Source organism: Sphingobacterium paramultivorum (assembly GCF_014109745.1).
Classification (GTDB): domain Bacteria; phylum Bacteroidota; class Bacteroidia; order Sphingobacteriales; family Sphingobacteriaceae; genus Sphingobacterium; species Sphingobacterium paramultivorum.
This window is the reverse complement of sequence record NZ_CP058555.1, coordinates 5,065,048-5,080,263: the sequence shown is the minus strand read 5'-3', so window position 1 is coordinate 5,080,263 and position 15,216 is coordinate 5,065,048. Positions and strand designations below refer to the sequence as shown.

Below are 15,216 nucleotides of genomic sequence, written 5' to 3'. Positions count from 1 at the left end.
AAAATGACCTAGATATTCTATATTACATTAAATTCAACTAATTTGCATATGAATAAGCTTGAGATAAATACGGCACAAAATGTAAAAATCGAATATAATCTTGCCAGTCTTGGCTCAAGAATGATCGCATTTGCAATAGATTATTTTATTATAGTCTGTTATTATTTCTTTTGCTTTTTTCTCTTGGACAGCATAAACATGAACGCAGGAGATCCCTATCTCTTTTATGGGATTATGATGGCATTGACCTTACCTGCATTTTTTTTTACTTTGATTACTGAAACAGCTTTCGGAGGCCAAACAGTCGGCAAGAAAATCATGAAAATAAAGGTCGTCAAACTTGACGGATCGCGTGCCAACTTCTATCAGTACTTATCCAGATGGAGTCTATCTATTGTAGATATCTGGATGACGATGGGTGGTGTCGCCATTACTTCGATCGTTTTATCCAAAAATGGACAACGCATTGGAGATATTGCTGGTGAAACTTCTGTTATCAGTCTCAAACCCACCTTAAAATTGAGCGACACAATCTACGAAGAGACATTCGACAATCACCCTATCCTATTTCCTCAAGTGATTAAATTGAGTGATAAAGATGCCAACTCAGTCAAAGAGATCTATCAAACAGCTTTTGATAGAAGAGATGTAGGAATTTTAACTGCTTTAGTACAACGGCTGGAAACGGTGATGGAGGTTAAACATCCGGAAAAAATGACCCCCAATGATTTTGTACTGCAAGTCATGAAAGATCATTACAGTATGTTTAAGGATAAATAGTTTTTAAGCCCATAGTTGATTCGGCATTCTCTCGGTTAAAAAACGGATATCGATCGGAGCTCGTTCGGTGTTTCTTCGGTTGCAACCGAAGAAACACCGAACGAGCTCCGAACAAGCACCGAAGAAGCACCGAGTAATCTCCGAAAATGATCCCTACGTCTTATCCATTTTTACAGGGAATTCTTGATGTGATTCCGATTTTTCGTTCATAAAAAATGCCCTCAAAAAGTTGGACACTTTTTGAGGGCATTGCAAAATAATTCCTTTTTTATACTGAATATTTTGTTACGCGGTCACTGATGCTGCGGAAGTCTGAACTTGACGGTCGACCTTCTTAACCAATCCCTGCAATACATTTCCTGGACCAACTTCTACAAAAGCTGTTGCACCATCGGCCAACATATTTTGTACTGTCTGCGTCCATCGTACAGCGCCAGTTAATTGCGCAATAAGATTTTGCTTGATAATCGCTGGATCTGTCTGTGGTTTGGCATCGATATTTTGATAGATCGGACAGCTAGGCGACAAAATGTCTACAGCTTCTATAGCCGCTTGCAATTCAACTTTGGCAGATTCCATTAGTGGTGAGTGAAATGCTCCACCCACGTTTAATTTTAATGCGCGCTTAGCACCAGCCTCGGTCAATAAAGCACAAGCTTTATCCACACCTTCAATAGATCCCGAAATAACCAATTGCCCAGGACAGTTATAATTTGCAGCTACCACGACATCATCAACCTGAGCACAGATATCTTCCACTATAGCATCTTCCAGACCTAATATCGCAGCCATCGTTGAAGGTTGAAGCTCACATGCTTTTTGCATCGCATTAGCACGTTGTGCAACCAATTTCAAGCCATCTTCAAAGCTCAATGCACCGGCTGATACCAAAGCCGAAAACTCACCTAATGAGTGGCCTGCAACCATGTCCGGTTGAAAAGACTCTCCCAAGGCTTTCGCCAAAATAACCGAATGCAAGAAAATAGCAGGTTGGGTTACTTTCGTTTGTTTCAATTCCTCATCCGTACCGGAAAACATAATATCCGTGATGCGGAACCCTAAAATATCGTTAGCCTGTTCGAACAAGGCTTTCGTTTCATCATTTAAATTATACAGGTCTTGCCCCATTCCAACAAATTGGGCCCCTTGACCAGGAAATACATATGCTGTTTTCATCCCTTATATTTTTTATTCATTTATTTGTCTGCTACCATAGGTATTGAATCTGCCTTAGGCAGTCAATGGTTGAGAAGAACGAATTCCCGTAAGCGCAAACTTAGATAAATTGCTTTTTATATGCAATATAAATTCATGTCAGCCAGCTATTATTCCCATCGTCGGCCCATCGATCTCATATTATTCATCTCCTCTGAAAGGTCTAAATCGGTCCTTAAATTCAGTCTTCGGGAACAAAACTTAGCGACAACATCTTCTTCGGATCAAATACATCTTGTGCTATTTCCAGCAGCCCTGTATTCGTCAAATCCTGAATTTTTTCAATTACTTCGTCCAATAAGATGACACGATCATAGTCCATCACGTTTTTCGCGGCAGAGATAATCATACTCATACGGTTCTCTTCGGTCAAAGCAATCTGCCCAATAAATTTCTGCTTCGCCTTTTTTACTGCAGTTTCGGATAGCGGTTGCTCGCTCAGCTTCGCAAGTTCTTTAAAGACGAGTTTTTTAGCTTTTTCAACTTTTTCTTCATCGGTACCGAGGTAAATACTAAATAACCCTGTATCCGAAAAAATAGTATAATTAGATTCAATGGTATAGGCTATTCCATATTTCTCCCGTATGGAAAGATTCAGGATAGATCCCATTCCCATTCCACCAAGCATATTATTTAAAAGCAGCAGCCCCGTCTTACGGTCATCTCGATAATTATAAGCTAAAGAACCGAGCATATAATGCACCTGATTGATTGGCTTGCCTACGGCAACATGCTGTTCAACAAGCGGTCTGACATCATTGCGGAGACGTTCTATCGTATTTGAAGGCACCGTCCCAAACACTTTGTGCAACAATCGCTCAACTTCTTTTAGCGTATAATTTCCCGTGATACCAATGACCATTTCATTTGTATCATAATTTGCCCGCATAAAATCGACAATATCACCCTTTTGCAGTGCAAGAAGCTGATCTTCCAGGCCCAAAATATTATGCCCTAAACCAGATCCCTGAAAAACCAGATCTTCAAAATCGTCCACAATAGACTCTTCCGGGCTATCCAGATAAGATGCCATTTCATCTACAATGACAGATTTTTCTTTATCCAATTCTATGTCGGGGAAAGTGGAATGAAAAAAGATATCTTCAAAAAGATCTAACGCACGATTTAAATAAGGCTGAAGAATAGAGGCATGTACACAGGTATACTCCTTCGTCGTATAGGCATTTAAATCTCCGCCAACGGATTCCAAATGATTTATAATCTGTTGTGTAGAGCGTCTTTCAGTACGCTTAAATAAAAGGTGCTCAATAAAATGGGCTACACCATACTTCCCAGCAGACTCGTCCCGAGACCCTGCGTTGATGACCATGCAGACATGTGTAACCGGTAAATTTTGATATTGAAATACTACGCGTATTCCGTTTGAAAGTCTAATAATTTCGTATTCCATGCAGTACAAACTTGCTGTAGCTTCTTTTAGTTTATCTATTTTTTGTGCCCATTAACCTTGACAATCTTCCCTAAAACAAAAAATATAAAATCTTACATTTTTTGTTACGTTGCTCTATCTTCAAAATCGTATGGGCATATGAAGTCTTCACAAAACTAGGCATTTTTAAATGCAAAACGGTCATAGCGAAATCACTATGACCGTTTTTATATCCTATAGGAATCAGATTACATACGCGGAGGTCTCATTCCGCCCGGAAATCTATTCTCTCCTTCTGGATTTCCCATCGCAAATTTTTGGAATTTATAGGTAAACAGAATCATAAAATATCGACCCAAACGGTTGGTACGGCTATCTGTAATCATAGACTCACTCACCGTTCTTGAAACATTCGTTTGCTGATTTAACAAGTCAAATGCTTGTAGACGTACAGTACCACGTTGTTGACTCAAGAACTTCTGCTCCAAGTAGGTATTTATGACGAAAGGATTTGCGTTAATGCCGGCTCCATAACCACTGTTGAATTGTTTGGATAGATCCGCTCCGAAAATGGTTGTTTTTGTTATGTTAACAGAGCCAATCAATGTTGGTGTCCAAGAAGAAACATTCGTCGTACGATTTGTCAATGAATTCTCTGTATGATTAAATTGGTAGCGTACTCCCGGATTTATTTCTAAATTCTCGGAAGGATTATATCTAAACATTAAACCTTGATTTAATACAATATTCCGGGCGACGTTCTTTTGACCGATGTTATCATCTTTCTCCGTGGAAACATATCCAATATTTTTATTGTAAGACACACCACCCATTAACATAATATTATATGTTTTTTCTTTCAGTGATTTACCATAATGATAGAAAGAACTCACATTAAATGGCTTATCGCTTGTTTCATTCAAATAGCGGGTTTCAGAAACTAGCGTTGAATTTGTCTGTCCTGTTTGATAATCCATTAGATCATCAAAATAGCTTTTGCTCAAGCTCACAATCTTGTTGTTAGTAAGACCGGCATTAACGAACGCAAAAAAGTTGTTTCCCTTTTGAAAATCATTCTTACGGAATCTTACATTCAATTGATGGCTAAACTCCGGATTCAAATTTGCATTACCGATCACGATACTGGTCCGGTTTGTACTCATATCAAATGGCAAAATTTGGGTTACCGAAGGCTCATTCGGTGTTCCCGAATAATTGACAGAGATATTGGACTGTCTCGAAAATTTATACTCAAAACGTGCAATAGGCATCCAGTTCATGTTGTTCCGATGAATTGGAACCACTAATCCTGAACTGATCGCATCGCCTCTCAATTGAGAAGGCTGAGCCGCTGCTCCAATGGAATAGGTTATTTTATCGCCACTATACAAATAGTTTGCTCCGATTTTATGTGTTGTGAAGGAATAATCATAATTATAATCAAAATTCAACTTGGGATCTTCTGCAATAAGGTTTCCATCGCGATCAAACCCTTGTTGTTTATTCGAATTGTCATACTTGTTTTTGTTGAAATCATAGGTAAACTCTACTTTTCCTTTCTCGGAAACAGGTTCAGTATAATTCACCGAAGCCCCCCCATTCCAACTTTTATTATTTGCTTCCAGAATCGTTTTTTCATAAATCGAGTCTAAAGGAGCATTTGCATTGTTGGGATCAGCCAATAGCCTATCTAAAATTGCATTCTGATCCTTCGTTGTTTTTGCATTATTGAAGTTCATGTTTACAAAAACATTCCTTCCTTTATCATTAAATTTATGATTATACAATCCGCTAATCCCAAATCTCGGTGCAGTAGAATTTGCAACAATATCTTGGGCCTGTGAATTATTAAATACGTTACTACGGTAAGTTAGCGAATTAGTACCTGTCGTTACATCACTATTGTCGTAACCAAACTGAGGAGAAATTTTGATATAATCTTTTGTTGTAGGTTTCCATTCAACATTTGCTTCAAAACGGTGGCTTGCTCCTACCGTATTGGAATTAGATTGAACACTATCCGTTTGCATGATATTAGGTAGTGTATTTTCCTGAAAGCGCTGCGATATTGTTGTATTGTTGCTATGGCTATAACTGTAACTACCGTAAACCGTCAATTTATCATTAAAGTCTTTACGGTAATTCAGCCCAATAGAACCGATTTTAGTTAAACCGTCCGATCCGCCAAACATGCCGCCGCCGCGACGGCCGCCGCCACCTTGGCCACGACGCGCACCACCACCTACGGTACTAAAATCAAATAAGGGTGCATTGGTATTGTTCAAATTTCCCAATACAGAAATTTGTTCACCTTCGCGCATTCCCATCCACATCCCTGTAGCCTGGTAACGATCTTCGGTTCCCACGCCTGCCCGTAGGGTAGTCATGTGTCCTGTATTGTATTTTGGGTCAATCTGAATATTTAATACTTTTTCTGAATCACCCGTTTTATTACCGGTGACATTGGCCATATCGCCATAGTCATCGATGACCTGCATCTTTTGGATAATATTTGCCGGTAGATTTTGTGTAGCTGTCTTGACATCTCCACCGAAGAAATCTTTTCCATTTATACGAACCCGCTTAACAGACTCCCCTTGTGCCGTAACATTACCATCCTTATCGACTTCGACCCCTTGTAATTTTTTCAAAGCGTCCTCTGCAACAGCCCCATCGCGGAGTTTTAGATCTTTCATGGTATATTCGAGGGTATCACTTTTGACAACGACTGTAGGAACACCATCAACAACAACTTCTTGTAGCATCTGTGAGTTCTGTTGTAAAGTCAAACTTGGAATAATATGCTTTGATTCGCCTTTAGGGATACTAAATTCCTGCTCAAAACGTTCGAAACCAAGGTTTGAAACCGTAATTTTAAAGGTGTCCGCCTTGACTTTATCAAAGATAAAAATCCCGGCCATATTGGATCCTGTCGTCATGGAATCCAATTTTGACGTTAATTTCACTGTTGCACCGGCGACAATTCGATTCTTGTCGTCCTTCAACATTCCCTGTACGCTCTTCGTCTGGCCATAAACGGTCCATCCCATCAGCATACTAAACAAAAAAAGCACAAAGCCTCTCATAATACGTATTTTTATATTTCTATAATTGATAAATCTTTGACTCTAAAACTATTGCTCAAGTTTAATTTGAAACAATATGGCCTAGACAAGAACAAACTTTTATTTTGTTAATGGAAATTATTCCAACGTTTTAATAGTCTAGCGCTCTAAATCTTTACAAAAGAAGACATTATTAGTGTTAATTAATGTAAACGGTCGATATTCACACAGAAGTTACAATAGATAACTCTAAATTTATTTGTATTTTCGGCTATTTTAAAGAACTGAACATGCTATTATCATATTATCAGGAGCAGTGGATAGAGGCCGGCTGTGACGAAGCGGGAAGAGGTTGTCTGGCAGGGCCAGTTTTCGCTGCAGCAGTGATTTTCCCGACAGACTACCATCACGAACTTCTTAATGACTCCAAACAACTTAGTGAAAAAAAGAGGATGGCTTTACGCCCCATCATTGAGCGCGAAGCCCTTGCTTATGCCGTTGCGAGCGTCTCAGCAGAAGAAATAGATCGCATAAATATCCACAAGGCGAGCTACCTAGCGATGCACAAGGCACTTGATCTCTTAAAGACCAAAGCCGAGTATATTATTGTTGACGGGAACAAGTTTATTCCATATCAGCAAATACCACATACATGTATCATCAAGGGCGACGGGAAATATCTATCGATTGCCGCAGCTTCGATTCTGGCTAAAACTTACCGGGATGAATACATGGATAACATCGCCTTGGATTATCCCGATTACGACTGGCTCAACAACAAAGGGTATCCGACAGTTAAGCACAGAACAGCCGTATTGGCACACGGCTCCACTCCACATCATAGAAAGAGCTTTAGAATAACCGATCCGCAGCTCAAATTATTCTAAAGCTCTAAAATGCTTCGAAAAGAAACAGCTTTAAGCCGCTGTTTCTTTTTTATTCCCTCTAAAGGAGAAATATATCGCCGCTCCTATTCCCAGTACAAGAACAATAGACGAGATTAATGTCAATAAATTACCCATTTTGTGCGATTCAGGATCAAAGATAAATTCTACCTTATGTGTACCTGCTGGCAACTGTAATGCTCTTAGGATATAGTCGGCACGAATAATTGGCGTTTCCTTTCCATCCACATAGGCTTTCCAACCTTTATCATAAAATACTTCAGAAAATACCGCAAATGCATCACTAGCCGCTGTATATTCATATTGCATTTTATCCGGGTGGTATGATGTCAGTTTAATCTCGCCTGATGTCGACGCATTCGAAGTCTTCGCTTTTACTTCATTTTGATATTGCTGGTTGACAAAAGCTTCTTTATGCGGATCAAACGAGCTGATAGCCTGCATCTCCTCGGCATTTCCTTTCACAAAACTTACCCGATCCACAAACCAGGCATTTCCTGCCGCGGTACTTCTCCGCACAATACGCTGTGATTGATTTTGAGGATCTGTTGTAATCAGATAACGCACATTAAACATATCCAACACATCTTCATTGAGCGCACCATTAAATTGATTTTCCAGAATTTCCTGGAAGCGCATTAATTTTGCAGCATGGTATCCACCTAGAGATTTATGGAAGTAGGATGGACGGGCATCCGAAAACGGGTCCGAAGTCAAGTCTAGTACGCGGTAGCTTGGATCTTTATCCATTAAGATCAATTGATCCACTTCACGTTGTTGGAATACTTGCTGTGCAGTAGCTCCTTTTTCCATAAAAGATTTATCATTCAAAGAGCGTTTATCTATGCTCCATAAGTCAAACAAGAATAAGACCAGCAATGTCCCCAGTAATACACCTTCGCTCAGTTTCTTCTTTAAAAAGACCCAAACAAATCCAAAAGTTAATAGAACGATGACAAAGGAACGATAGGCATCTTTACTCGCAATATCTTTGCGATCTAAGACCAATTGATTTGCCAACTCCGTCGCAAAGGCCTTGTCGCCTATCTGGTGCTCAAACGTTGCTACTAAATTGCTATGCTCAGCATTCCTAAAACTTAAAAAGAGATCGGGCATCACGCCAATAAGAAGACAGACGCCGCCGACACCAATAAAAGTATACAGCACTTTTTTATCTAAGTGTGGAATCTCCTTCGCCCGTGTCAAAAGCTCGTTGACAGCCAAAATTGCCATCATAGGTACTGTAATGGAAACCACAACAAGAATGGATTCAACAGCCCTAAACTTATTGTACATTGGGAAATAGTCAAAGAACAGATCTGATACAAGTGTAAAGTTTTTTCCAAATGACAAAAGCAATGCTAAAATGGTTGTTGCCAAAATCCACCACTTGATCCGATCTTTGACAATAAAAAGGCCTAAAACAAATAGGAAAAAAACACCGGCCCCAAAATACCATGGTCCCGAAGTAAAACGTTTATCGCCCCAATAGGTTGGCATGCCTTGAGCCATCTGACCAGCTTGAATCTCCGACGCACCTCCTCGTTCCATTAGGAATTTAGCGACATGTGATTTTTCGTCCAATTGTCCGCCAGTTGAACCACCATATGCATTTGGAATCAAAAAGGTAATGGTTTCACCAATCCCTTGGCTCCACTCATAGGCATATTCTTTATCAAGCCCTTTCTCTTTGGTGTTGTTGTTATCAACCTTCGTGATATTGGCATGTCCACGCGTACTTAATTTACTATATTCCCAAGTTGGTAATAAAATTGATGCATTTACCATCAAAGCGATGACCACTGCGATAATCTGCCTACCCGAAGCAATAAAAAAACCTTTTAATTGTTTTTGTTTAATTGCATCTACGAAAGTGAAAATCACGTATACCATCAGGACTATCAACAGGTAATAGGTTGTTTGCAAGTGATTTACACGAATCTCCAGCGAAAGAAACAGAGCCAATAATACAGGGCCCCACAATTTACTTCCCCGATAACACATAATGACCGCAGCAATAACGGGTGGAATAAATGCAATTGCATTAGCCCTTGTTATATGCCCAGCTTCAATATAAATAAAATTATAGGATGTAAACGCAATGGCTATTGCACCAATTGCTGCCAGCCAGGGTTTGATCCTTAAGACACTAAAAAGGAAATAAGCACCCAACAAATAAAACAGCACCGTATCCATTGGGCTCGGAAAGGCGAACTTAACCGCTTTTAAGAAATAAGTACCAATGTTATTCTCATTTTCTTGCCAAATTTGATAAGTCGGCATCCCGCCAAACATAGAGTTAGTCCATAAGGGCGCTTTACCATCCTTTGCCTTAAAATCAAATAATTCCTTCTGTGCCGCCTGCGCTTGTACCACATCCGACTGCGCAAGCGTTTTTCCTTGCCAAACAGGGGTAAAATAAAAAAATACGAGCGCAATGAATATCGCAATAACGATCAAATGTGCCGAATTCGCCTTAAACCAATTTTTCATCCGTATAAATTTGTCATTTAAAGGTGATGAATATATCTAATTTATTCAATTTACCAAATAATCGTTCATTCATAACTTGCCTTTCGTTGTATTTATGAACACATTACACGCGGTTTGATAAAACTCGATGATTTCATTTACCTTCTTAGGTTGTTTAAAAGTCTTAAAAGCCAAACTTAGATAAATTTGTTTTTATATACAATTATAATTATCGCTCAGATTGCTGTTAACAGAAAGTTTATAATAGGTATTAAATACGATCGATCCATGTCACGTCTTTTAAGCACTAAAAAAGCCCTAATGTTATTTAGGGCTTTAGGTAATTAAGATCTCATTTTTACGGCCGTTCCCGTTGCGCCTACCATCATCATACCCCCTGTTCCTACGGTTTGAAAGTCCAGTCGAACCCCAACGACAGCATCAGCCCCTAAAGCGCGAGCGCGGTCTTCAAGTTCACGTAGCGCTGCCTCACGGGTTTCCTGGAATGCACGTTCATAAGAATTGGATCTTCCGCCAAAAAAATCACGAAAACCCGCCATCATATCCTTGATTGCATTCGCTCCCAGAACCACTTCGGAAGAGACTATCCCCAAATAACGTTCAATTTGGTGCCCCTCAATAGTACCAGTTGTTGTCAATAACATATTTTATTCTCCTTTTTGAATTAACTTATTAATATTGGATAACTCCCCAAAAACAACCAAAATATCGCCTTCTTCCATGATCGTTTCCGAGGCAGCAATTCCAGAGGCTTCCTTTTGTTCTTTGGTCACACCGTCCTTCTTCGTTTCTGTGATCTTCACAGTGGTCAACACGATAACCTTGTATAAATTGGTCAGGTTCGCTTCACGTAATGTCATGCCCACATAACGAGCAGGCACTTTAGTCTCCACAATGGAATATTTATCCGAAACCTTAAACGAATCGACAATATCAATATTGTCCAAGCGCATCGCCAATCGCTCAGCAGCTTCTTCTTCGGGCATAATATATTCATTGATTTCCATTGCCTCCAAAACAGTCTTTTGTAAATCTGAAACGATACGGCCAATGATACGTTTGACCTTCAACTGTTTTAAGAGGGCCACGGTCATAAGCGAAGCTCCTTCATCTTCTCCAATAGCAACAATGACAGCATGCGCATCTTTCAGTGGTAATGAAGAAACCGCCTCTCGGTCGGTTGTGTCTAGGCATACCGTATGTGTTATCTTGTCCTTTAGCTGTTCAACGATGCTGAGATTTCGGTCGGCACCAATCACCTCATGTCCGAGCTCAGTAAGATGTATTCCTAAAGAACGTCCAAAATGCCCCAATCCTAAAACAATATACTTCATATCTCAAACTAAAATAAATTTACTTTTATTTCCAAGCTCTCTTTCGATTTATATACTTATATTTCTCTGATAAGGCCTTCAAGAGTTAATCAAAACACCCTTCTATGTACCTAAAACAAGATCTTTTCTTCCGGAAATACAATATTTCTCCGTGTTGTATTTTTAATAAAAGCGACCAGCAGAGTCAGCATACCCACACGTCCGACGAGCATTGTTAAGGCAATAATCAATTTTCCGCCCATACTGAGTGATGGTGTAATCCCCAAACTTAACCCACATGTTGTATAGGCTGATAGTGATTCAAAGAGGAGTGCTTTCATACTCTTATCGGGATCTGTAAAAATGAGCACAAAAAAACTGAACCCAACGACGAATAGCGACAACAGAATAATAGCAAACGCTTTGTTAACAGACTCGCCGGCTATCCTCCTTTTAAAAATCTCAATATATTCTTTTCCCTTAGCCAGAGAAACAATATTCAACAGTGAAACAGCAACGGTAGTTACCTTTACTCCCCCACCAGTAGATCCGGGAGAAGCCCCGACCCACATCAGAAGCATAATCAAAAAAACAGTCGGTGGCCCGACAAAACTCAAATCAACACTATTGTATCCTGCCGAACGCGCTGCATTGGCCATAAAGAAGGAAGTCGCCCATTCACCATCGATTCCCCGCTCAAGAGAAAGTGTGTTCCCTCGCTCCAAAAAGTAGAAAAACAAAGTTGCACCTACAATAATAATCGCGTTACAAATCAGCACCAATTTAGAATTAAAGCTAAAGCTCCATGCTTTATGCTTATAGTTTTTCTTTGTGATCCATCGGTGATAATAAAGCAATATGGATTCTTTAATATAGGTGTAGAAATTCAATACAATTCCAAAACCCAAACCGCCAAGAATGAAGAGCGACGATAACGCCAATTGGAATGGGTAATTGAATTTATAGGCTTCATTGGTAATTCCCCCAGATAAGATCGAAAATCCAGCATTACAGAATGAAGAAATAGAATGAAAGATCGAAAAGAAAACCATGCTCCCTAAATTTGGAAAATTAGCACTTTCTAGGGTACTAAAGATCAGTATAGCACCAAGAAACTCAAACAGCAGCGTAATAAATATCATGGTCAATAGGGTTTTAATGACAGAGGCAACCTTATTTTCACCTAGAATTTCACCAAACATCAATTGGTTCTTAAAAGAAAATCCCCCGGAGAAAAAATAGCCAAAAAAACCTGTAAAGGTCATAATGCCCAATCCGCCTACCTGTATCAGGACAATGACCACAGTTTGTCCGAACATGCTAAAATTGGTTGAAATATCGGCAACCGACAAGCCAGTGATACAAACAGCACTAGTTGCCATAAATAAGGCGTCCACAAAACTTAATGGAGCTTCTACCGTGGTACGGGGCAGCATCAAGAGTACGGTCCCGAGCAAGATAAGAACCAGGAAACTGATGACAAATAATATTGTCGGATTAAAATAAAAATTGTCAAAGAAAAGCGTGCTTTTCGATAGCTCCGCGATAAAAATAAGATAGATTCCTAGATAAACCCACTGTTCTCTTGAAAAAACAGAAAGCGCTCCAAATCCTGCAAAACGGGCAATAAGAATAAATACAAAGTAAATGAGGATAACTAAGCCCGCGTAATGCTCAACAGCAATTTTTTTGAGTGCGTAAATGGAAGATGACTCGCGGAGAGCAATCATGAAAAAGAGGACAAAGAAAAGATAATGAATTGTTTTACCCAGCAATTTTCCCAATGCAGGATCAGTGACATAGCCCACATTGAAAATAACGATTGCAGCGCAAATCATGCTCACATAGAACATGATTTTGTCTACAAGCCCATTTTTATATTTGAAAACAAATCGGATAAAACTTAAAATCGAATCTATCATAATGTCTCAAACTAAGATAAATCTGTCAATAAATGCAAATCTATCTCCGTTGTATTTTTTGGCGCGCTAACGAAGCCGACAATGAGTATTTATAAAAAATAAGGGCTACAGCATCAACCGGTAACCTTTCCACGTGAAACGGACCCTCAATTTCCCGTTCCTTCTTTCTCGAGTTCCTTTTCAGCTTTTTCACGGTCACGCTTCCGCTTCTCTTCAATCTTTGCCGCCTCTTTGGCCTCATCTTCCTTTTCTTCCTTCAGCAACTCCTCAGGAGTTTTGTGTTTCTTAAATATACTTGAAATCATTTTCTTGGCTTTGCTGATTCCCCCAACGACTTTTTCAACTTTTCCAGCCGTATTCATCAGTTTAGCCTCCCGTTCTGGACCAAGACCGACACATTGTTTGATTCCAACCAACAAAGTCTGCCACATCGCTTTAAAAAACGGATGATTGGGATCCCGACGCTTGTTAATATGCCCCACCGTATATTTACCGTATAAATCCGGATTGCCCGGATTAAACAAAACCTGATTAATCATAAAAGACAGCAGCCCTTTCTTTTCTCGACGACCATCATCACCTGCCTCTGACAGGATATTAACTTTGAGGTCGTCATAATCCATTTTAAAGGTTCCTTTACTACGGTAATCGTTAGCCCAAATGTCAAATGTAATCTGACTGAGATTGCCCGATTTTACCTCAACATTTAACAATGGACGAATCATTTTATTAACGACTGTTAGATCCATTTTCCCAAGTGTGCCCTTATAGGTGTAGGCTCCAACTTTAGAGGTCATATCAAACACAAAGTTGGTAGAAAGCTTACCAGCATTCATAAAATTGCTACTCAAATTTGCACGCATTAGCTTCTGCTTAAGCAATTTTGTCGAATCATTTGTCACATTTAATATTGTCCCATAAGTGTGATCAAAAGTAATGGTTCCGATTTGACTATACTCATCACTCATTTCAGAATACGCAATTCCAATATTATCTAAAATCAATGAATCAATTCCCAGGCGTGTCGACATTTGCATTAATTTCATATGCGGAGCATTTCCAATCTGACTGGTTGGAGGGCTTTTATAATGCTTATCACTGTAAATCGAAAGTGAACCATTTTTTAAGCGTGCATTTTGTGCGTATATTTTCTTATCCCGGGAAAGCTCGGCAAAATTGAATCCCGTCAAAAGAAGTGTGTCCATTTTCAGCACCATATAGCTTCCACCCTCTCCTTTCTTCCGGTAATAAGCCGCCTTATTCAGCGTCGGCTGATAAGCAACTTTAGTCAACAGGACATTGCGGTTTTTACTATTGATTTTCAACTGATCGAAGTTTACTTTATAAAACCCATCCGGAGTTTTATAGGTAAAACCGGGCACCTCAATATCAATCATTTTCGTATGATAGAAGCGCTGTCTGTCGTGCTCAGAAGTCGAATCGATCAAAACATCATCTATCCGGACTTTGACCTTCTTGACCTCGAAATCTTGATAAACTCCTTTTTGGACTTGCGTATATTTAAAATCAATGTCATTCAAATTGACAGCCCGCACCTGAATTTTTTTCAGATTGTCCTTTATTTTCTCATACAGTGGTTTTTTAGGTCCCCGACTCACCGTATCATTATAACGGTGTACCTCATTAATGACATGAATCGTTGGTCTTTCGACGGTGATATCATTCAGAAAAAGTTCCTTATCCATCAATACCCTCCGAATACCAAAGCTTTTTATTTTCAACCTATTGATGGAAATTTCGAAGCGGTTATCTGGTGCTTTCTTGACCAGCTCCAACTTTTTATAGATGGAACTATCTGACACGAGATGCAGATTATCTATTGTTATATTCCCTAATAATAGGTTGACGTGGATATCGTCGTATTTAATAGTATACAAATTGTCCGTTGCTTGAGACACCAGCTGTTTGATTTTAGTATCTAAAAGAGGCTTCCACTTATTGCTAAAATACCAAATACCTCCAGCCAATGCCAATAGGATAAACGCTACAATACCAAGGATCCATTTGAAAATAGGCTTCATAAAGTCACAATCTCTTTGTAATTTCGTCTTTATTTTATTGAATAACAAACAAAATTAAGCCCATTTTGTTTGAATAACGACTAAATAAAGT

The 15,216-nt window shown here is 39.3% G+C and carries 10 protein-coding genes; 2 read left to right on the top strand and 8 right to left on the bottom strand.

Going from position 1 to position 15,216, the window contains the following annotated elements; all coding sequences use genetic code 11:
* The first annotated feature begins 48 nt into the window (after nucleotides 1-48).
* Nucleotides 49-780: an RDD family protein gene (locus HS960_RS21190; protein ID WP_153844515.1), complete on the top strand. Its 732-nt coding sequence runs from the start codon at nucleotides 49-51 to the stop codon at nucleotides 778-780.
* 285 nt (nucleotides 781-1,065) lie between these two features.
* On the opposite strand, the gene fabD is transcribed toward HS960_RS21190, so the two are convergent.
* The 3 genes from fabD to HS960_RS21175 all read right to left on the bottom strand — a co-directional run bounded on the left by fabD (nucleotide 1,066) and on the right by HS960_RS21175 (nucleotide 6,471).
* Complete coding sequence (gene fabD, locus HS960_RS21185; RefSeq protein WP_153844516.1) at nucleotides 1,066-1,956, bottom strand: ACP S-malonyltransferase; 891 nt, start codon at nucleotides 1,954-1,956, stop codon at nucleotides 1,066-1,068.
* A 220-nt stretch (nucleotides 1,957-2,176) separates the two neighbouring features.
* Entirely contained in the window at nucleotides 2,177-3,406 is a 1,230-nt protein-coding gene (locus HS960_RS21180) for a M16 family metallopeptidase (RefSeq protein ID WP_182330598.1), read from the bottom strand.
* A 227-nt stretch (nucleotides 3,407-3,633) separates the two neighbouring features.
* Nucleotides 3,634-6,471, bottom strand: coding sequence for an outer membrane beta-barrel protein (locus HS960_RS21175; protein WP_153844518.1), 2,838 nt, complete (start codon nucleotides 6,469-6,471; stop codon nucleotides 3,634-3,636).
* Between the two features lie 269 nt (nucleotides 6,472-6,740).
* Between HS960_RS21175 and HS960_RS21170 the strand changes: the two genes are divergently transcribed.
* Nucleotides 6,741-7,337, top strand: coding sequence for a ribonuclease HII (locus HS960_RS21170; protein ID WP_153844519.1), 597 nt, complete (start codon nucleotides 6,741-6,743; stop codon nucleotides 7,335-7,337).
* Between the two features lie 30 nt (nucleotides 7,338-7,367).
* Here the strand turns inward: HS960_RS21170 and HS960_RS21165 are convergent, their stop codons facing one another.
* The 5 genes from HS960_RS21165 to HS960_RS21145 all read right to left on the bottom strand — a co-directional run bounded on the left by HS960_RS21165 (nucleotide 7,368) and on the right by HS960_RS21145 (nucleotide 15,125).
* Nucleotides 7,368-9,848 carry a YfhO family protein gene (locus tag HS960_RS21165; RefSeq protein ID WP_153844520.1) on the bottom strand — a complete coding sequence of 827 codons (2,481 nt, stop codon included), beginning with the start codon at nucleotides 9,846-9,848 and terminating at the stop codon, nucleotides 7,368-7,370.
* A 323-nt stretch (nucleotides 9,849-10,171) separates the two neighbouring features.
* Nucleotides 10,172-10,492: a YbjQ family protein gene (locus HS960_RS21160; RefSeq protein WP_046673052.1), complete on the bottom strand. Its 321-nt coding sequence runs from the start codon at nucleotides 10,490-10,492 to the stop codon at nucleotides 10,172-10,174.
* A gap of 3 nt (nucleotides 10,493-10,495) precedes the next feature.
* Nucleotides 10,496-11,182: a potassium channel family protein gene (locus HS960_RS21155; RefSeq protein ID WP_153844521.1), complete on the bottom strand. Its 687-nt coding sequence runs from the start codon at nucleotides 11,180-11,182 to the stop codon at nucleotides 10,496-10,498.
* A 110-nt stretch (nucleotides 11,183-11,292) separates the two neighbouring features.
* Nucleotides 11,293-13,083 carry a TrkH family potassium uptake protein gene (locus HS960_RS21150; RefSeq protein WP_227550074.1) on the bottom strand — a complete coding sequence of 597 codons (1,791 nt, stop codon included), beginning with the start codon at nucleotides 13,081-13,083 and terminating at the stop codon, nucleotides 11,293-11,295.
* Nucleotides 13,084-13,229: 146 nt separating this feature from the next.
* Nucleotides 13,230-15,125 (bottom strand): AsmA family protein, encoded by a 1,896-nt coding sequence (locus HS960_RS21145; protein WP_182330597.1) that lies wholly within the window; start codon nucleotides 15,123-15,125, stop codon nucleotides 13,230-13,232.
* Nucleotides 15,126-15,216 lie beyond the last annotated feature (91 nt).